Source organism: Dictyobacter kobayashii, assembly GCF_003967555.1.
Classification (GTDB): domain Bacteria; phylum Chloroflexota; class Ktedonobacteria; order Ktedonobacterales; family Ktedonobacteraceae; genus Dictyobacter; species Dictyobacter kobayashii.
The window spans coordinates 52,972-71,501 of sequence record NZ_BIFS01000001.1; the positions used below are offsets into that span (position 1 = coordinate 52,972).

The window sequence follows — 18,530 nt, forward strand, 5'->3', positions numbered from 1 at the left end:
GTCTCTGCGCTCATCCATTCCCCTGCTGATGTGGTTGTGTGTTTTCTTGCACAAAAGGACTATATACAGTGGATGATTCAGAGGCAATGCAATTAGCTTTATCTTTAGCATCTCGCGTTGAGGGCCGTACCAGCCCTCGCCCTCCAGTGGGGCAGTCGTTGTACGCGATGGACTAGTGGTTGGACAGGGTGCTACAGCTCCGCCCTATGGCCCACATGCAGAGGTTGAGGCCCTGGCTATGGCAGGCCTGGAAGCTCGCGGCGCTACTCTCTATGTAACCCTCGAACCATGTTGCGTGACTATCCATACACCTCCCTGCACAGACGCGATCGTTACGGCTGGTATCCAACGCCTGGTTATGGGTACTCTCGATCCAAATCCTCTGGTCGCTGGTCGAGGCATTCAACAACTACGTGCTGCTGGCATAGATGTGCATTGTTTGGATCTGAAGCCTGCGGCTCTACTCGTACGCCCATTTGCCACTTTTATTACTCAGCAACGCCCCTATGTGACAGCTAAGTGGGCAATGACTCTTGATGGCAAGCTGGCAACCCATACAGGCGATGCACGTTGGATTAGTGGGCCTCAATCTCGTGCTCTGGTGCATGATTTACGTGATCGCGTTGATGCCATTCTGGTAGGCGCACAAACTGCCTCTCTAGATAATCCACAGTTGACTGTACGCATCCCTTGTGGCACTCCGGTACAACTATACCGCACTCCACGTTCAGGCCCTTTGCGTGTTGTCCTGGCGACCCGTGGACAGTTGCCGGAACATCTGACTCTCTTGCAATCCGCTTTATCTACCCACACCTGCATTATCGTCGGCGAAACATGCTCGCCTGAGCAGATTCAAACTCTAGAGAGTTATGGTGCCAGTGTTTACCCGGTCGCTGTTGATGATAACAATAGGATTGATATTACTGCCGCTCTACAATTGTTGGCCCGACAAGGTTATATGCATGTCCTGATTGAAGGTGGCGCGGAAATTCTGGGCAGTGCTTTTGCGCAATGCTGTGTTGATCATGTTGCGGTTTTTATTGCCCCAAAATTATTGGAGGAGCTTCTGCTCTTTCTCCAGTCGGCGGACAAGGACAATGTATGATGTCTGATGCCTGGCAATTGGACCATAGCTTGCTTCAGCAATGCGGTGAGGATGCACTGATTACAGGCGACGTTCTGTATCGCTAATAATTTGTTTTTGCTTAAATTCTGATGAGTAGACATCAGTAAAACAGGGAGAGAATATATGAATGCTAAACAACAAGCCACAACACCTTCTTACATTTGTGTGGCTGAAGCGATACAAACACTTCAGGCAGGTAAGATGCTATTGATCTGTGACGATGAAGAACGTGAGAATGAAGCTGATCTTTGCCTCGCAGCCCAATTTGCAAGTACAGATAATATCAATTTTCTTCTGCATTCTGCTTGCGGACTCATTTGCGTGGCAATGGCAGGTGATCTGTTGGATACATTACATATCCCGCTCCTTACTGGTGAAGGAGAGCCTCTACAGGGTACGGCTTTTACCATTTCCGTTGATGCTCGCGCCGCTACTACCACTGGCATTTCTGCCCGTGATCGCGCCCACACTATTCGCACTCTCGTCAGTCTTACGACACGACCAGAAGATCTTGCCAGGCCCGGACATGTCTTCCCGTTGCGCGCTCGTGCCGGTGGAACGCTTGAGCGCCGAGGCCATACTGAAGCTGCCGTTGATCTGATGCGCTTTGCAGGTTTAACACCTGGCGCTGTAATATGCGAGGTGCTGGATGCCAATGGAGATGCTGCACGCGGACCTGCTCTACATAAGATGGCTCAGGATTGGGGCATCCGTATTATATCCGTTGATGCCATTGCTCGTTTCCATCGTGACCACCGGGTGAGCCTGGTTGCCCAAACCTCGTTGCCCCTACCAGAGGCGCGCTTCAAAACACTGGCTTACCAGGAAATAGACACCGGTCAGCAATATGTTGCGCTGGTGCTCGGTGATATCACTGACACCCAGGCGGTCCCTCCGTTGGTCCGTTTACATTCGGCCTGCGCAACTGGAGATATCTTCGGCTCTCAGCGCTGTGACTGTCAGGCTCAGTTACAGGCGGCACTCCATGAAATCGCTTCCGAGGGACGTGGAGTCCTTCTTTACCTTCCCCACGAGGGCCGAGGTATCGGGCTCTCCGCTAAACTGCAGGCATATTCATTACAAGATCAAGGCTACGATACTCTGGAAGCTAATGAAAAACTTGGCTACCCCGTTGATGCACGTAATTATGAGACGGCCACCGAAATTTTACAGAACCTCCATATTACCCATGCTCGTTTGATGACTAACAGTCCTAGAAAAATACAGGCGCTGGCGTCAGCAGGCATTGTAGTAGAACGTGTTCCCCTTGAGATACAACCAACCACGGATAATATTCGCTATCTCCACACTAAATATCAACAGATGGGGCACATGTTTTCTATGTTAAAAACCACTGCTTCTTCATATAATTGGAAAGAAGGTGAACTTTGACACAATCTCACATTCACACTATTGCTCCCACGCCACCTTTAAATGGTGCGGGCTTACGATTGGTATTATTGTTGCTCGCTATAACTGGCCTATTACTGGAGCCTTGTTGGCCCTGGGATATCAGGAATTGTTGGATCTGGGAGTTGCTGTAGAGAATATTCATGTTGTTCATGTTCCTGGTTCCTATGAGCTGGCCCCCATTGCACAGGCGATGCTTACACATGATATCTATGATGCATTGATCTGTATTGGCTGCGTTATGAAAGGAGAAACACGCCATGATGTGATCGTCGGCGACTCGGCTGCACAGGGGATCCAGCGTGTTGCTCTGGATACGGGCGTGCCAATTATTCTGGGGGTACTTTGCGCGGAAAACCAGCAACAGGCGAAGGAGCGCATTCCACGGGGACAAGAATTCGCGCAGGCTGCAGTAGAAGTTGCTTGTACATCTCGCTTGCTAAGGCAGAAACGTTAATTTTTTTGATAGGAGGATAATTATGTTTACAGGTATTGTTGAAGAACAGGGTGTGCTCCGACAATGCGAAGAGACAGGTCTGGTGATATCAGCCAAGCATATATTGCAAGATCTGGCGGTGAAAGACAGTGTGGCCGTTGATGGTATTTGTCTGACAGTTACACAACTAGGAGAGGATGGGTTTCGCGTAGATACTATGCCAGAAACACTCCGGCGTACACGACTGGCCAGCTTGCATGCTGGTGAGCGGGTGAATCTAGAGCGTTCACTATTGGCCAATGGACGTATGGGTGGTCATATGGTTCAGGGTCATGTTGAAGCGTGCTCTCCTGTACTGGCGACGAGAGAAGATGGGATAGGATTGGACGTGGTAATTGCTTTGCCGCCCGATCTTCGCCCATACATTGTTCCAAAGGGCTTTATTGCCTTAAATGGCGTTAGTTTAACAGTAGTTGATGTCTGGTCAGATCGCTTTTCTATTTCTCTTATCCCTTATACACGCGAATATACCAATCTTGGACAGGCCTATGAAGGGATGTTCCTTAATCTGGAAACCGATATTGTTGGACGCTATGTTGCGCGCCTGCTACAATCTCAGTCTACCCAATTTAACGCATCCAGAGATCAACAGACACTTGTTTAGTCGGTCGCGCTGCTTCAGTTCTTTTTTGAAAGGATTTTCCGCAAGAAATCCACTGAGCGCTGCAATTCGGCCAGTCCATTGACTCCGTCCTCAATCGAGATCCAGCCGTGGAAACCGGCTGCCTTCAACACTTGAAAGATGGTGGCAAAATCATTAAGACCGGTACCAATCTCACCATGAGAGAGGATGCTGGCATAACCAGGACCGTCCTCTTCGGCTCGGAGATCTTCTATCGTGTATCCGGGCTGAAGTCGTCGATCGCTTGCATGCATGCTTACAACTCGCTCTTTCACTGCATCAAGTACCTGCAAGGGATCTTCTCCTGCTAGTAAAGCATTAGATGGATCATAGTTAACTCCAAACCAGGGAGAGTCTATTGCCTGCACAATATGTGCAAATACCGTCAGATGCTGGGCGAATTCTGGATATATCCAGTAGTTATCTTTGTAGTGATTCTCTATGGCCAGTATAACCCCATGCTCCTGGGCATACGGCAGGAGCTGGTTGATACTATCCACGACCATTTCTATTCCTTGCTCTTCCGATATTTCGGGCCTTCTTTGCCCGGAGAGCACGCGACAGGTCCGCGGGGCCGCTGCGGCGAAGAAATCCACTAGCTCGATCATGCGCTTGTGTTTTTCAATTTCGGCTTTGCGCTTGGCAGGATCAGGTTGGGTAAAGTCAGGCGAGGCGCAAAGCATGGGCATGGCTAGTTGATGTTTTCGTAATGCAGAACGTATGTCGCTTAAATACTCAGGCTCAAGTGAGGTGAAAAAACCTGGATATAACTCCAATCCATCTACACCCAGACTCGATGCCATCTCTATCCATTCAAATAAGCTTAGCCTTCTGGTAATACAAAGATCATCCATAAAACACTTGGGAAAAACCGCGATTTTTTCTAACTGGCTGTCATTAGCTGTCATGCTTTATGCCTCCTTACATAAGTTAGAGAAAACTACGTCTCGTAAGTTCCTTATACAACCAATGCTTTATGAGTTAGAACTATCAACGGTAGGTGTCGCGGTTGGTGTCATTTCGGGCAAAGGATCAAGAATAGACTCTACATCCATACTTATGAAAGATGCTGTTGCTTCATCTGATGACCAACCATTGTTTACGAATAAAGCAACCTGCCCTTTTATGTAGTCCGAGTCTTCTAACGTTTGAATCTCTGCACCGTTTACCTTCAAAGTTATTTCAGGGCCATTCATAGCTACCTCAAGCCTGTTCTCATATCCAATTGCTTTCATGGATGGCACCTTGGTGATACGGCTTAGTTCAGTGCTTTGCGGTATTTTATTGTCATCTAAATATTCTTTGTTGATGCTAATGGTGTTGTTCCCAAAAATATCAATGCGGTAGTCGTGGTCCAGATTGCTGTCTCCCCTCAAATAGAGCCCGACTTTGTCATTTTTGTCTGCTTTTTCAAAAATATAGCTCACACTTAAAACAAAGTTACTCAGGGGAGATGTAGTTGGAACATTTTCAATCAATATTTTGTGCTCTGCTACAGATAATGTAAGCTTGTTATCGCTCATGGAGCGTATATAACCTGGACTACTAGATACAGCCCATCCGTTACGATTGTCCAGGAAATCTTCGTGAAATAAGGTTGTGGGTGTTGGTGTAGCTGTAATGGTCGTGGTTGGTGTCACGCTTGGCGTAACTGTTGGCGTCTTTGCTTGCCTGGTGGCAGTCGCAGTCGGTGAAGCTTGAGAAATTCCTTCGCCACTCCCTTGGATTTTTGCAGCAAAAATAACACTACCACTTATTAATATAAGTAGTAGTAAAGCAACCCAGACGAAACGTCTTACACATCTTCTCTGGCGCTTTTTTTCACTTCCCATAACAGTGAATTGCTCCCTTGTTTCAATATCTATAGTAGTAGAAACGAAGCTAACAGCTACGCGTTTCTATTGGCATACCTGCTTTTGCTCTTTATGACTTCGTTCACGCTCAGAGCTTTCGGATGCTTTCACCTTTCTCCATTGCTATCTACCCCTCTATCTACCATGTACGTTCAAAATCGGCCCCAGGTATGCCATCACATATGATTCCATGCCATTATGGCTACACATATTCTATTTAAAGCTCTCATGCTGTTCATTTGGATGAACACTTCCGCCTGGGAAGCTATGTTCTTTCCTGAAAACTGATCCATTTTCGCAGCTGAGTCAGTGATAACGTCTCTAAATACTTTTTGCAGCATATGCTAGAGCAAATGTGCGCTCTCGTCTGGCATGCGTGAGACGTCTGGCATTAATACTAATAATCCTTCCGCTATGAATTGACGGTAGATGGTAATCACTTGTTGCACACTCAGCCTTCCATCTGGGCGAAACCAGGTCGCGACTTCTGTACACATAGCAATCATAGCGTAGGATGCGATCTTGACGTCACTTTGACGGAAGATTCCTCGTTCCATCCCGTCTCGTAAGAGTTCTTGGAGGAGTGCTTCATATTTATCTCGTAAGGAGAGGATATGTGGCCTGTGCTCTTCTTCTAAGGCTCTCATCTCGGTGTCGATGATAAAAAATTCCTCTTTATACGTCGTATGCATGCGAATGTGGTTGGCAATCGCTTCATGTAAACGTTGCAGCGGATCATCGTATTCCTTGAGGATATGTTCAAGGCTGGTGTTCAAACGCAACATGTAGGTTTCCATGATTTCCACGAGAAGAGCCTGCTTATTGGGATAGTGATGATAGATGCTGGCAGCCTGTATTCCTGCAATACGAGCTATATCCCTCAGTGGCGCTGCATGGTATCCATATTGAGCAAAAAGCTGAACAGCAGCAGCTAATATGCTTTCACGCATTGAACGGCCATCGGGCCGCATAAGCTCATTTCCTCTTTTCTATCAGTCTCGTACCATTGTATCAGAAATGAAGGAACGAGTGAACGCCGCTGGAATTAAGCCTTTTCTCAATCAGGCTGGTTAGCACTTCTAGGCGCCCCTGACTTTTGTCGGCCTGTCTCTCCACAATGCAACAATACAGCGTGGAATAAGTAGACTGCTCACAATGGCAACCCACAGTGCGGTAAGGGGTGCAAAGAGACTACCAAATAACCAGACTCCTAACCATCCTCCTAACCAACCCATGATCCCGCCTATTATCAGCATGCCCGGCCAGGACCATTTTGACCATTCTTCTGGCTGCAGTCGCGCGGCGCTGGCCAGCATCCCCACAACGATACCGATAGAAAACCAGAGTGCGGTTGCGCTGAACATTTTCATGCTCCTTTCTAATCATGAGCCTGCGTAAAGCAGGTTGTCTAGCGTACTGAAGAGATGAGTTCCATCCCCTATTAGCTGCCCCAGGTTGAGGCCGGAACGTACCTCCACGTGATCAAAAATGTGGAATTCTACATATTCATGCTTGTGCTGTAGTTGCGTCAGTGCAGCATCGAACTCTCTCGTCTCGGTAACAGGAAGGGAAGCATCATTGCGATCATGCAAAAGGAAAATGGGGGCTCGAATATCTTTGATCACTCGTTTTGGAGAAAGTTCAGCTAGAAGCTGTTGGACATCAGGTGGGAGTGCCTTCATATTGCTTTCAACCTGCCCGGGTTCGTCTCCTTTGAGTAAATGATAGACGGCCTGTGCCCCGGATGATAAGGTCTGTAATTGTTCTGCGCTCAAAGGTTGGGCGTTAGTGGCCAGGCCGCTCCTGAGAGTGGTTTGCTCATCATAGGAAAAGTTTTTGATGGTTATATTCGTCAGTACCTGTATGGGTATGTCGATAGGGTGCCAGGCTTCGGCCTTTCCATCTATCGTTATACTTCTACGTCCAAAAGTTTCTATCAGGGTTGTGGTATCAAAATACCCGCCAAAGGCTGCCACATAAGCTACTTTATCTTTGATACGAGGATCGGCGGCGGCAAAACAAGTAAGTGGAACACCTCCACTGAAAGAGATCATCCCGCTATGCCTGCCAGCCATGCCTGGCAAGCTCTCTAGTTTTTTAAAGGCTTGCACTGTAGCATCAGTGTCTTGCTCTGAAATGTCGTAGTTCATCAGGATCGGAGTTGTCATATCCATCACAATCAGTCCTGTACGCGCTAACGCTTCCGATAAGTTGATTAGCTGTGGCACCTGTCGGTTGTCGCCAACTCCTGGCACAATCAATACACCACCACGGGCGCTCCTGATCAGCGGATCATGCCCTGTCGGTTGAAAAATGTCTAAATAGACAGGACCAGTCTGTGAAGAGATTGTTATCTGGGTGTGTTGGATCGTTTCACCATTGCTAATCAGGGCTCCTGGCTGGGTCGCTGATATAAGTGCTGGGAGAATAAATACAGACCGTACTATCGATCGTCCCCAGGGAAAAACAGAACAGCAAATACTCATGATGAAGAGGAAGCTAAGCAGCACTCTCATCCCTTTTTGCCTCTTTTTCAGTGGCTTATGAATAGGAGTCTGGCCGGTTGCTTTCCTTCGAGCCAGCATATGAGGTTGACTATCAGAGGATTGCGAGGTTCTCTGGTAGAACATGGTATGCTCCCACTTTCCTTCTATTAGTTCAAGCAAGCTACCATTATGTTGGTATGCCATAATAGCTTATGAGTAGCAGTATAGGTGGTTACTCTTGTGAAAAATAGGGGCATTTGTACTATTCTTTCTGCAGGCTTTTTCATGTTCCTCTAGAGATCTCTACCAAGCGCTACTATCTCCATTCTTTCCTGAGTGGAGAGTGTGATGGGCGGCCGCAGCCTCCTCCCTCCTGCAAACAGGAAGATCTCTACCAAGCGCTACTATCTCCATTCTTTCCTGAGTGGAGAGTACATGATGGGCGGCCGCAGCCTCCTCCCTCCTGCAAACAGGAAGATCTCCACCAAGCGCTACTATCTCCATTCTTTCCTGAGTGGAGAGTACATGATGGGCGGCCGCAGCCGCCCATCATGTACTCTCCACCCTACCAACCCGGCGCCGCAGGCGCCAAAGAGGAAAATAAAAAAACCTGTTCTTTCTACAAAAAAGGAGCATAATCAGTGCTGTTGATTATGCTCCTATAGAAATCTTGAAAGATTTTTCGGTCTTTTGGTGTTTTAGTTCTATTGCCATAATGGCTTAGAAACTTTTGAGAAACTCTACCTTTAGGGAGATTGAGACTGATTACTTATCTATATCGGTATCCATATCATCTTCATCTGTGACCAATCCTAGATATACTCCCATCCATCCAGCGATGAAATGCGAACGCCACAATCCTTGTTCAAAAGCGTTCAGATTGGTTGGTACCAGGTGTTCGATGATCATGGTAAATTGTTTGTCATCTAAAGGCACAGGGTTTGAGCATTCGTGATCTTCAATAAAAGTAAAATGGGCACGAATACCTGTGCGATAACCATGCTCGACTGCACTCTCATAAATAGTTTGCTCGGATAAACCAATGCGTATACGTTTGCCAAATGGCAGATCAGTCCCAGGCGAGTAGACCAGGTCGCCAATTTTTTCCAAAGGTGGTGGTGGAACTTCATTTGATCGAGAAGAGAAAGACATTAGAGAACCTGCTTTCTGCGTGCGAACCGTACGTACAATTTTACAAGTCAACACTTTTTAAACATAATTTGGTTAACACAAGGCTCTTGAATAAGACCAACCTGTTAGGCCTCTCAGAGTTCTATCCCCGTGGGCTCTAGATAAATAAGGCTCCCTTCCTTAGGACTGTATCTATCACATCAACCGATAGACTCTATTTTACATTCAACCTATTCCATAAGACAAATATATCTCCCAATCCATATTTTTTATTACTTTTTGGTGAGTTACTTTTACTTTCTTTTTCAATAAAAAATACAAATATATCTATAAATCCAAAAAAAAATACCAAGCGGCGATACCTATAATGGTGTTAATTTTCTAAACGATATCGTCTATTCACTCCCTTGCTTCAATCTCCTATGAAGAGGATTCTACGCTGAAAAAGCGAGCGGAAAAATAGCTGCTCCAGATAGATGAATACAGTAACTAAAAGGTAGTATCCTGTTAGCTAGCAATAGTGTTTTTTTTGACGAATACCTATATACTGCAACAGTTACTAACTGGTGAGAGCTCTCACCGCTACCATTCACCACACAGAGAAATCAGGTGATAATACATTGAATAAAAATGAGGTATCAACCGCTGAGCTTGTCCAACACAAAGTAAAACCTTTATTAAGAGGCTGGTTTCATGCCGCAGCCGCGATGGCTTCCTTGTTGTTGACGCTTGTTCTCTGCTGGTATAGCAGGACAGATCTGCCTCGCTTTATTTCTCTTCTGATCTTTGGATTGAGCATGATTGAGATGTATACGGTGAGTGCGATTTATCATATCGTGCATTGGGAACCTGCTCGGCGGCGCATCTGGCGCGCTCTTGATCATGCGAATATCTTTGTTCTAATTGCAGGCACATATACTCCTCTCTGCTTTAATATTCTATCTGGCTGGGTTCGCATTGCTCTGCTTGCCTCTATTTGGTTCCTGGCTGCCGCTGGTATCGTTTTTACGCTTTTTCCCTATGCGTTACACGTCCCTAAGTGGTTTAATGCGTTACTCTACATCTTGATGGGCTGGATCGCTATTCTTGCCATGCCTGCTTTCCTGGCAGTACTACCCTGGGCGTTTGTCTTGACGATGATCGCTGGTGGAGTCCTTTATACTATTGGAGCTCTCATCTATGCGAGCCATTGGCCCAATCCCTTTCCACGTATCTTTGGCTATCATGAAATCTTCCATCTTTTTGTCATTGCGGGAAGCGTAGCCTTTGCCTCCTGCGTCTGGATATGGGCATTAACCTTTCCAAGGGTATAACGCCGAGCGCTAATTTGTTTGTTGATACTAAAAAATGCGTGATGCGCATTTTTTAGTATCAACAAACAAATTAGCGCTCGGGCGCGTCAGCGCACGTACGCATTACTCACAATCATCTAAATTGAAGCAGAACATTTCATAGCCACCAACACAACGACACTATGAGCCTCAAGTCCATAAGAACTTTCAGCAATAATAGCTGCCTGATCTTCAGGCAATATATCATCAGGACTCACTATAGCAGTATCAATAATCCTCTTCCAGACTTTTCCTCTGGCTGGTACGGGTATTTCAAAATCAAGTCTGGCAAAGTCCATGTTCATCATGACATGGATATCGGTCACTTCATCACTAGCCCAGATCGTGAAGGCCAATACACGTGAGTTCGAATCATCCCAGCCGGGACTTACCAATTGACAACCATGCCATTCAATATCTTTTTTGCCATGTCTATCTGTAATGCCGGTAAAGAAACGTTCTCGTCTGACACCAGGATGTTCTTTGCGAAAGGCGATTAAATGTTTGACAAAACGTAACAGGTCAGCATGCTTTTCAAGCAGTTCCCAGTTGAACCAGGTAATTTCGTTGTCCTGACAATATGCATTGTTGTTCCCTTGCTGTGTCCGGCGCGCTTCGTCTCCAGCTAGTAGCATCGGAACGCCCTGCGAGAAAAAGAGGATAGTCAGGAAGTTTTTTATCTGCCTGGCCCGTAGTTCTTGTATCTCGGTATCTCGGGTCTCACCTTCTACGCCATGGTTCCAACTGCTGTTGTAGTTGAGCCCATCCCTGTTATTCTCTCCGTTTATTTTGTTGTGCTTTTCATTGTATGATACCAGATCGTTCAGCGTGAATCCATCGTGGCAGGTGATAAAGTTTATACCATTAATTGGTCGCTGCCCGGGTTCGGAGAAGATGTCCTGGCTTCCAGCTATGCGCGATGCTACGGCTCCTATAATGCCTTTATCACCTTTAACAAAACTACGAATGGTGTCTCGATATTGCCCATTCCAGACCGCCCAGCGGTAGCCGGGGAAATTTCCAACCTGATAGAGTCCAGCGGCATCCCATGGCTCGGCAATGATCTTTGTGTCTGCTAAAATGTCCGATAATTCAATTGACCAGAGTACTGGAGCATATTCCATGGGCTTCCCATCGATGCCGCGACTTAAAATTGATCCTTCATCAAAACGGAAACCATCTACGTGCATTTCTTTAACCCAGAAGATCAGACATTCTGTGATGAGTTTGGCTACAATTGGGTGGTTACAGTTAAATGTGTTTCCACATCCGGAATAGTTAAGATAGGCTCGCTTGTCATGGGGATCTAGAAAATAATAGATGCGATTATCAATCCCTTTGAAACTAATCGTCGGTTCATTCTCATCCCCTCACCTGTATGATTAAAAACAACATCCAGGATGACTTCAATGCCTGCTTTGTGTAAAGCCTTGACCATATCTCTAAATTCATTAATATGGTTTAGGCCTTCTCTATCAATACAATAGCCGGGGTGGGGGGCAAAATGGCAGATGGGATCATAGCCCCAATAATTGGTGAGCGCTTCTCCGGTAAGTGGATTGGTACGGTTTACACTGGTGGGGTCAAATGCAAATACTGGCATTAATTCTACAGCTGTGATGCCCAGTTCTTGCAGATATGGAATCTTCTCTGTCAGGGCTGCGAATGATCCTGGATGAGTGGTGTGTGATGAAGGAGAACGCGTAAATCCACCGACGTGCACCTCGTAAATAATGCTCTCACTCATAGGCCTGTTTAAACATTGGTCCCCTTCCCAATCATAGTTTGAGATATCAATGACTGTACTTCGTAAAGAGGTCGCAACATTATCTACCATGCTGATCGCATCATCTCGCTGCCATAAGCCAGCGGTAATACCGCGACAATATGGATCTATTAGTACTTTATTGAAGTTATAACGGTCACCGGTGATCTCTGTATGCCCTGATCCAAATATACGATAGGCATAGTGTGTACCTGGCTTAAGATCCCTGACATACACGTGCCAGAAATGAAAGGTGCGGTTTTTTATTTGATCTAGCAGGATGGTTTGGATGGGAATGGTGTCAGTACCTTTTTCAAAGAGTAGTAACTCAATGTTTGTCGCATGCTCAGAGAAAAGTGAAAAATTTACGCCTCGCTCATCTGGTGTGGCTCCTAGAGGACGTGGCCTGCCCGCTTCAACAATATACATGCCCTTCCCCTCCTGTATAGCTTCGATTTATATGACTTTGAATTTGATATTGAGTTTTCCCTTGAATGATGATTTTCATCCCGATATACATTCTTAAATCAACCCTTCAGTCGATGCATTCTCTCATGTTTCATCCTATACTGCTGGTGGGGGAAACATCGTATTACTATACACCTCGACATCTTCTGTTGCGGTGCAGACTCTTTCTATCCTGATCGCCCATGCTGCGCACTCTCCTTATTGTACGCAATTGGAGCTTTCAGTAGTTACCACTATATCATTGAATAATTGGTAATACCAGAATGCTTACGGCGTCTTCCCCTTTATCGCATTCCTTGCACTACAACAGCATCTTTTATTCCTTCGGCTGATGTTGAGATGGGAGTGACTATCTTATGATTCATTTACGGTTATCCCTGGGTTTCGTCTTGTTCAATTTCTTATTTGCGCTTATCCTTCTTTTCCCTGAGACACAATCTGTGTCTGCTTCAACGTATCCTGCTTCCATCGATCTCAAGACACTTGCGACACACGCAGCCACTCATGATATCCCTCTCAATCAAGATGCAGTGCATGTATATCAGAAACAATTGGCCTGCCTGACTAACATCTCATCCCCTCGCTGCTATACGCCGCAACAAATTCGTCATGCCTATCATATTCAACCACTCCTTAATCGAGGTGTTACTGGTAGAGGTCAGACAATTGCGATTATAGATTTCTTTCAAAGTCCTACTATTCGCAATGATCTGCATGTTTTTGATCAACTCTTTGGATTACCTGATCCACATCTCACTATTTTTACTCCTCTGGGACTCACTCCTTTTGTGCGCAAGAATACATCACAGTTAATCGCTGCCGAAGAAATTAATCTAGATGTTGAATGGGCCCATGCCATTGCACCCGAGGCGGCCATTAACCTTATTTTAAGTAAATCCGAGGGCTATAACGATCTCTATGCTACAACACGCTTTGTTATTCAACATAATCTGGGTGATGTGATTTCTCAAAGCTTTGGCTTTCCAGAAACGGCTGTCTCTTCAAGTTTTTTACAAAAGGAGCATGCACTTTTTGAGCTTGCCCGGGCAAAAGGCATTTCGGTATTTGCATCGGCTGGTGACCGTGGAACGCTGGAACCAGTGTATAGCGGTGAAGGAAAAAAAATTATCGCATTAGGCCCCGGCGTTGAGTATCCTGCCAGTGATCCATTGGTTACTGGTGTAGGAGGCACCAGTCTATCTTTACTACCTTCAGATATGTATCAGCAGGAGGTTGTTTGGAGCAATACACATGGCTCAACTGGTGGTGGTTTTAGTCGGCGTTTCTTGCGTCCATCTTATCAAGATGGTTTTGTGGGGGCTAGCCGCACCCGTGGAGTACCAGATGTAGCTTATGTTGGTGATCCCAACACAGGCGTTCCCATTGTCTTTAGCAATGCAGTTGGACAACCTATGCTTATCCTCTGGGAGGCACAAGTGCCGGAACACCCCAATGGGCCGCGCTGGGAGCATTAGGCAATCAGCTAACTGGCAGAAGATTGGGGTTTTTAAATCCTACGTTTTACTTCCTTAGCAAAAGTCCTCTGTATCCAGATATCTTTCATGATATTCTGACTGGTAATAATACTGTTACGGTGCACATACTAAAATCTAATTTTACCTTTCCCGGCTATAATGCCAAACCAGGCTGGGACCCCGTGACAGGGCTTGGTTCTCCAATAGCAACTCACTTGCTTGCAGCACTATGCCATTTTGAATTATGCCGTTCTAACACTCTAGCCTATCCTAACCAACCATTGCCTGCACGTATGCCTCTCCCTCAGAAGGGGTACAATGCATATTATTACCCAAATAGCGATAGGTATGGGAGAAAACCATGCCGCTCTGTTTCAATCCGGTGCTGCTATTCCATCTCTCCTCGCATCATTCATCATATACACTACTATTCCAGGCACGCTCATCACCAAAAACATTGTCCGTGTCGCGCGGTCGTTCACTAGCGTTCACTTACTGGTTTTATCTTGTATTCACAGAGAAATTGCTTGATTTTCTCTCTGTGAAACAAGGCTTTTTAATGTTCGTCCAGAGATCACGAGCAAGCGATACGATGGACCTTCTTACCGGTAGAGTGTGGGCCGCAGCCGCCCACCACACACACTCTACACTCCCAATCCGGCGCCGCAGGCGCCAAAGAGGAACAATAAAAACCCTGTCTGTGAATACAATTTGCTTTTCATAGCACCGCTATGTACTGTACAATAGAATCTTCTATAAGGATACAATGATATACAGTAAAGCCAGCAACTGACTGATAGTCAATCCTACCAGGAGCATATTTCTATCATGGCTGGCTTAAAGGAAGGATGAAATACAATGCCAATGTCAAAACGCTGTATCCCCTATACTCCTCGCACACGCGAACTGGCGGATACGGTCTTTGCCCTCATCAGTACAGCCGGCGTCCATTTACGCGAGCAAGAACCCTACAATATTGAGGGCGATAATAGCTGGCGCCTGATTCCTGGTGAAAGCGATAGTAGCCAGTTGATGATTACCCACAATCACTATGATCATCACGACGCAGATCTGGACATCAATTGTGTCTTCCCTCTTGATCGATTACGCGAGTTGGCATCTGAGGGCGTCATTGGTGGCGTTAGCGATAAACATCTGGGATTCATGGGATTTACACAAAACTTTCGTGAGCTTTATGAGAAAACAGCCCCGGAAATGGCAAAAATTATACTTCGCTCTAAGGCTGATGGCGTAATTCTAACTGCTGGCTGTCCCCTTTGTCATCGTGTGGTTTGCTCTATTGCACGTGAGGTTGAAATGGTCGGCATCCCCACAGTTCTTATTACAGTGGCTCCCGAGCAATCCAGACAGGCCGGACCCCCTCGGGCGATCGCTCCTCGACATTTCAAGCTAGGCCATAGTCTGGGCGGCCCTCATCAGGTTGATCTGCAGCGCCAGGTACTATTAGATGCACTAAAACGCTGGGAAGCACGTGAAGAGCCTGGCCAGTTGTGGGAAATTGCCTATCCTGAATATGATAGTAGTGATTGGCAACCTATCAATTTAAGCGAAGGCTAGCATATTTCTACCAGAAAACAGCTGACGAAACAATTTAATCTCGTCCTTCGTATTATATAAAAACAGGTAGAGATAGGTCTAGACGTTATGGATGAAGAAATCAACAATTCGCCAATCCTTATTGTAGATGATGATACGGCTCTGTTACAGGCTCTTCCACAGGTCGTAGATCTGCGTATGAAGAATGTTCAGGTGGAGACAACCGATTCGGCTCAGCATGCACTGGAACGCATCAAAGAGTATGATTTTGATGCGATTATTAGCGATGTGAAAATGCCCGGCATAGATGGCATTGAGTTGTTATCACACATACGAGAACTTCGCCCGGATACCCCTGTACTGCTGATTACTGGCCATGGCGATCATGGACTGGCAATCCAGGCGATCAGAGGTGGCGCTTATGATTACATCCTGAAACCCATTGATCGCGATTCCTTTATCAATGCATTACAACGAGCGATCCAAACACGCCATCTACGACGTAAAGTTACAGAACAACAATTAGCTCTGGCATTGCATGCTAAATCACTCGAACGCCTGGTAGAAAAACGAACCAGCGAGCTGGTCGCTGCAAATGCGACGAAAGATAAATTCCTCGATATTGTCTCTCAAGAGTTGAAGTCTCCTTTGTCAAATTTAAAAGGCATGACACAGTTGATGCGCCACCAACTCGAACGAGGAGATGCCACGACGGCTGTGCACCAGGGCCTGGTCGATATGGAGCGTTCTATCACACGTACAGAGGTTCTGGTGCAGGATTTGCTTGACACATCCTTGATGGAAACAAATCTGTTTGTCTTGAAACGTCAGCGTTATAATCTGGTGGATTTGTGCCGCCAGTTGCTTGATGAATATACCTCGCGCGCCGTACTCTCACTCAATTGCGAACTGCTTGGCGATCCTATTGAGGCTGAGGTTGATAGAGATCGTTTCTCTCAGGTCCTTATCAACTTGCTCTCCAATGCACGTAAGTTTTCGAAAAAAGGCACTGCGATCACGATTACAGTTCAGCAAAGTGGCTATGAGGTCATTGTTTCCATTCATGATATGGGCATTGGTATACCTGAAGAGGAACTTCCTCATATTTTTGAGCAATTCTATCGCGTACCGGGAGTCGAGATTCAATCAGGCACACGCACAGGCCTGGGTCTTGGTCTTTTCATTGCTCGCAAAATCGTGGAACGCCATGGTGGCCATATTGAGGTGCAAACAGTCCTTGGACAGGGTAGCGTCTTTAGTGTAGTATTACCTGTTTATGTCGATCCGGCCAATACTCAACAGGCCGAGCCCCCTGCTTCTCTACATACACAGGCAGTCTGGACTATTACGCATTAAAAATTTCTTGCAGCAAAAACAAGCAGACTCCGGCTAGCAGTCAGTAAATGTAGCCGAAGCCTGCTTGTTTTTATTTACCATGTGTCTGATCCTCATGATCGCCTCACTCTTCACGCCTGCGTTTTCGCGCCTTTGGCGCTCAAAAAATCATTTTGAGTGGTGCAAAAAAGCGCGGGCGCGCCAGCGCACGTCCTCACAAGAGTGGAACGCTTCCCGTGATAATGGGGGTAAGACACATTCTTAGAATGTGTCTGACTCCCATCGTGATCGGACGCAAGGACCCTCACTGATGGGATAGACAAAACAGCAAATGAGGAGAAAGACGAAAAAAGAGAAGTTTCGTGTGGACGAGTTTGGAGGATGGATGATCCTGTGGGATGATACAGGAAAGAAGCACAACGTACGGCAGAGTGACGGGAAAGGAGCAGGTTGCCATGTTTAAGACACGGCTGTATCGAGCGTATCCCTCCAATCTCACTGATGAGCAATGGAAACTCTTGGAACCCTTGATCCCAGCGATCAAACCGGACGCCGCCTTTTCGCTTCACGAACGGCGCACCATTGTGGATGCCATCCTCTACGTCTTGCGTAGCGGCTGCCCGTGGCGGTCGTTGCCCCATGACTTTCCCGCCTGGCAGACGGTGTACCATTATTTTCGTCTCTGGCGACAACAAGGCGTGTGGACTCAGGTGCTCGATGCTTTGCGCGGGCAGATGCGCACGCAACAGGGGCATGACCCTCAGCCGTCTGCGGCGGTGATTGATAGCCAATCCATCAAAACCAGTGCCGTTCGCGGGTCCAACAAGGGCTACGATGCGGGGAAAAAAAATCTGGGGGCGCAAACGTCACGCCCTCGTCGATAGCTTGGGCAATCTCATGGGCATCAAAGTGACCGGAGCCGATTGGTCCGATCAGCAAGGAAGCCAGCCCTTGCTCTTGTCACTGAAAACACGCTTTCCCCGCATGCTGCTGGTGTGGGGAGACAGTCACTATGGCGGCCACTTCATTACCTGGCTCAAGGTACACCTGGGCTGGATCATGCAGACGGTCAAGGCGCTCCGTGAACCCAAACGCGGCATCTTAGTGCTCGAAGGAGAGAACGTCGATTGGGATCAGTTGTTTCCCAAAGGCTTTCATCCTCTCCCTCGGCGCTGGGTCATCGAGCGCAGCTTCGCCTGGATCACGCGCTGGCGCCGTCTGTGTCGCGATCACGAGGGCTTGCCAGAAAGCTCCGAGGCCTTCATCGCGCTCTCAGCGAGCGTCGGCATGTTGACCAGGCTTGCTCCACCGTTCCCATGCTGATGGGAGTAAGACACATTCTTAGAATGTGTCTGACTCCCATCGTGATCGGACGCAAGGACCCTCACTGATGGGATAGACAAAACAGCAAATGAGGAGAAAGACGAAAAAAGAGAAGTTTCGTGTGGACGAGTTTGGAGGATGGATGATCCTGT

Annotated in this window: 17 protein-coding genes and 1 pseudogene; 10 read left to right on the plus strand and 8 right to left on the minus strand. The window is 46.8% G+C overall.

All coding sequences use genetic code 11. From position 1 onward, the window contains the following. The first annotated feature begins 175 nt into the window (after positions 1–175). The 4 genes from ribD (at position 176) to EL645_RS00255 (ending at position 3,636) form a co-directional block, all read left to right on the plus strand. Positions 176–1,105 carry a bifunctional diaminohydroxyphosphoribosylaminopyrimidine deaminase/5-amino-6-(5-phosphoribosylamino)uracil reductase RibD gene (gene ribD, locus EL645_RS00240; RefSeq protein WP_246035233.1) on the plus strand — a complete coding sequence of 310 codons (930 nt, stop codon included), beginning with the start codon at positions 176–178 and terminating at the stop codon, positions 1,103–1,105. 144 nt (positions 1,106–1,249) lie between these two features. Beyond that, entirely contained in the window at positions 1,250–2,518 is a 1,269-nt protein-coding gene (gene ribA, locus EL645_RS00245; RefSeq protein WP_126548187.1) for a GTP cyclohydrolase II, read from the plus strand. Further along, positions 2,508–2,993 (plus strand): 6,7-dimethyl-8-ribityllumazine synthase, encoded by a 486-nt coding sequence (gene ribH / locus EL645_RS00250; RefSeq protein ID WP_161976987.1) that lies wholly within the window; start codon positions 2,508–2,510, stop codon positions 2,991–2,993. The genes ribA and ribH overlap by 11 nt, the downstream gene beginning before the upstream one ends. Before the next feature lie 22 nt (positions 2,994–3,015). Beyond that, positions 3,016–3,636 (plus strand): riboflavin synthase, encoded by a 621-nt coding sequence (locus EL645_RS00255; protein WP_126548189.1) that lies wholly within the window; start codon positions 3,016–3,018, stop codon positions 3,634–3,636. A gap of 14 nt (positions 3,637–3,650) precedes the next feature. Here the strand turns inward: EL645_RS00255 and EL645_RS00260 are convergent, their stop codons facing one another. The 6 genes from EL645_RS00260 to EL645_RS00285 all read right to left on the minus strand — a co-directional run bounded on the left by EL645_RS00260 (position 3,651) and on the right by EL645_RS00285 (position 9,145). After that, positions 3,651–4,562, minus strand: coding sequence for a sugar phosphate isomerase/epimerase family protein (locus EL645_RS00260; RefSeq protein ID WP_126548190.1), 912 nt, complete (start codon positions 4,560–4,562; stop codon positions 3,651–3,653). Between the two features lie 66 nt (positions 4,563–4,628). After that, the gene (locus EL645_RS00265) at positions 4,629–5,486 is read right to left on the minus strand and encodes a hypothetical protein (RefSeq protein WP_126548191.1); all 858 of its coding nucleotides are present in this window, start codon (positions 5,484–5,486) and stop codon (positions 4,629–4,631) included. A 365-nt stretch (positions 5,487–5,851) separates the two neighbouring features. Further along, a complete protein-coding gene (locus EL645_RS00270) occupies positions 5,852–6,478 on the minus strand; it encodes a TetR/AcrR family transcriptional regulator (protein WP_126548192.1) in 627 nt (208 codons plus the stop codon). 108 nt (positions 6,479–6,586) lie between these two features. Further along, a complete protein-coding gene (locus tag EL645_RS00275) occupies positions 6,587–6,871 on the minus strand; it encodes a hypothetical protein (RefSeq protein WP_126548193.1) in 285 nt (94 codons plus the stop codon). An 18-nt stretch (positions 6,872–6,889) separates the two neighbouring features. Beyond that, positions 6,890–8,137, minus strand: coding sequence for an alpha/beta hydrolase family protein (locus tag EL645_RS00280; RefSeq protein WP_136625144.1), 1,248 nt, complete (start codon positions 8,135–8,137; stop codon positions 6,890–6,892). Positions 8,138–8,758: 621 nt separating this feature from the next. Then, positions 8,759–9,145 carry a hypothetical protein gene (locus EL645_RS00285; RefSeq protein WP_126548195.1) on the minus strand — a complete coding sequence of 129 codons (387 nt, stop codon included), beginning with the start codon at positions 9,143–9,145 and terminating at the stop codon, positions 8,759–8,761. Between the two features lie 599 nt (positions 9,146–9,744). Here EL645_RS00285 and trhA point away from each other — a divergent pair. After that, positions 9,745–10,437 (plus strand): PAQR family membrane homeostasis protein TrhA, encoded by a 693-nt coding sequence (trhA, locus tag EL645_RS00290; protein ID WP_126548196.1) that lies wholly within the window; start codon positions 9,745–9,747, stop codon positions 10,435–10,437. A gap of 116 nt (positions 10,438–10,553) precedes the next feature. Here trhA and EL645_RS40390 read toward each other — a convergent pair whose 3' ends face one another. Together EL645_RS40390 and EL645_RS40395 are read right to left on the minus strand one after the other, a co-directional pair. After that, positions 10,554–11,645 carry an alpha-amylase family protein gene (locus EL645_RS40390; protein ID WP_218031638.1) on the minus strand — a complete coding sequence of 364 codons (1,092 nt, stop codon included), beginning with the start codon at positions 11,643–11,645 and terminating at the stop codon, positions 10,554–10,556. Positions 11,646–11,761: 116 nt separating this feature from the next. Next, positions 11,762–12,649 carry an alpha-amylase family glycosyl hydrolase gene (locus EL645_RS40395; protein WP_218031639.1) on the minus strand — a complete coding sequence of 296 codons (888 nt, stop codon included), beginning with the start codon at positions 12,647–12,649 and terminating at the stop codon, positions 11,762–11,764. 395 nt (positions 12,650–13,044) lie between these two features. Between EL645_RS40395 and EL645_RS00300 the strand changes: the two genes are divergently transcribed. The 5 genes and pseudogenes from EL645_RS00300 to EL645_RS40405 form a co-directional block, all read left to right on the plus strand. Then, on the plus strand, positions 13,045–14,163 hold the full coding sequence (locus tag EL645_RS00300; protein WP_136625145.1) for a S53 family peptidase: 1,119 nt from the start codon (positions 13,045–13,047) through the stop codon (positions 14,161–14,163). A gap of 858 nt (positions 14,164–15,021) precedes the next feature. Beyond that, positions 15,022–15,741 (plus strand): glycine/sarcosine/betaine reductase selenoprotein B family protein, encoded by a 720-nt coding sequence (locus EL645_RS00305; RefSeq protein WP_126548198.1) that lies wholly within the window; start codon positions 15,022–15,024, stop codon positions 15,739–15,741. A gap of 87 nt (positions 15,742–15,828) precedes the next feature. After that, the gene (locus tag EL645_RS00310; RefSeq protein ID WP_126548199.1) at positions 15,829–17,076 is read left to right on the plus strand and encodes a hybrid sensor histidine kinase/response regulator; all 1,248 of its coding nucleotides are present in this window, start codon (positions 15,829–15,831) and stop codon (positions 17,074–17,076) included. Between the two features lie 434 nt (positions 17,077–17,510). Next, the gene (locus EL645_RS40400) at positions 17,511–17,939 is read left to right on the plus strand and encodes an IS5 family transposase (RefSeq protein ID WP_218031640.1); all 429 of its coding nucleotides are present in this window, start codon (positions 17,511–17,513) and stop codon (positions 17,937–17,939) included. Next, positions 17,890–18,292 (plus strand): annotated as a pseudogene (locus tag EL645_RS40405) (transposase); the annotation flags it as partial. The gene EL645_RS40400 and the pseudogene EL645_RS40405, both read left to right, overlap by 50 nt. Positions 18,293–18,530 lie beyond the last annotated feature (238 nt).

Coding starts and splice junctions, on each gene's coding strand:
- ribA (WP_126548187.1), top strand. CDS start 1,250: ATGAATGCTAAACAACAAGCCACAACACCTTCTTACATTTGTGTGGCT.
- EL645_RS00255 (WP_126548189.1), top strand. CDS start 3,016: ATGTTTACAGGTATTGTTGAAGAACAGGGTGTGCTCCGACAATGCGAA.
- EL645_RS00260 (WP_126548190.1), bottom strand. CDS start 4,562: ATGACAGCTAATGACAGCCAGTTAGAAAAAATCGCGGTTTTTCCCAAG.
- EL645_RS00265 (WP_126548191.1), bottom strand. CDS start 5,486: ATGGGAAGTGAAAAAAAGCGCCAGAGAAGATGTGTAAGACGTTTCGTC.
- EL645_RS00270 (WP_126548192.1), bottom strand. CDS start 6,478: ATGCGGCCCGATGGCCGTTCAATGCGTGAAAGCATATTAGCTGCTGCT.
- EL645_RS00275 (WP_126548193.1), bottom strand. CDS start 6,871: ATGTTCAGCGCAACCGCACTCTGGTTTTCTATCGGTATCGTTGTGGGG.
- EL645_RS00280 (WP_136625144.1), bottom strand. CDS start 8,137: ATGTTCTACCAGAGAACCTCGCAATCCTCTGATAGTCAACCTCATATG.
- EL645_RS00285 (WP_126548195.1), bottom strand. CDS start 9,145: ATGTCTTTCTCTTCTCGATCAAATGAAGTTCCACCACCACCTTTGGAA.
- EL645_RS40390 (WP_218031638.1), bottom strand. CDS start 11,645: ATGCACGTAGATGGTTTCCGTTTTGATGAAGGATCAATTTTAAGTCGC.
- EL645_RS40395 (WP_218031639.1), bottom strand. CDS start 12,649: ATGTATATTGTTGAAGCGGGCAGGCCACGTCCTCTAGGAGCCACACCA.
- EL645_RS00300 (WP_136625145.1), top strand. CDS start 13,045: ATGATTCATTTACGGTTATCCCTGGGTTTCGTCTTGTTCAATTTCTTA.
- EL645_RS00305 (WP_126548198.1), top strand. CDS start 15,022: ATGCCAATGTCAAAACGCTGTATCCCCTATACTCCTCGCACACGCGAA.
- EL645_RS00310 (WP_126548199.1), top strand. CDS start 15,829: ATGGATGAAGAAATCAACAATTCGCCAATCCTTATTGTAGATGATGAT.
- EL645_RS40400 (WP_218031640.1), top strand. CDS start 17,511: ATGTTTAAGACACGGCTGTATCGAGCGTATCCCTCCAATCTCACTGAT.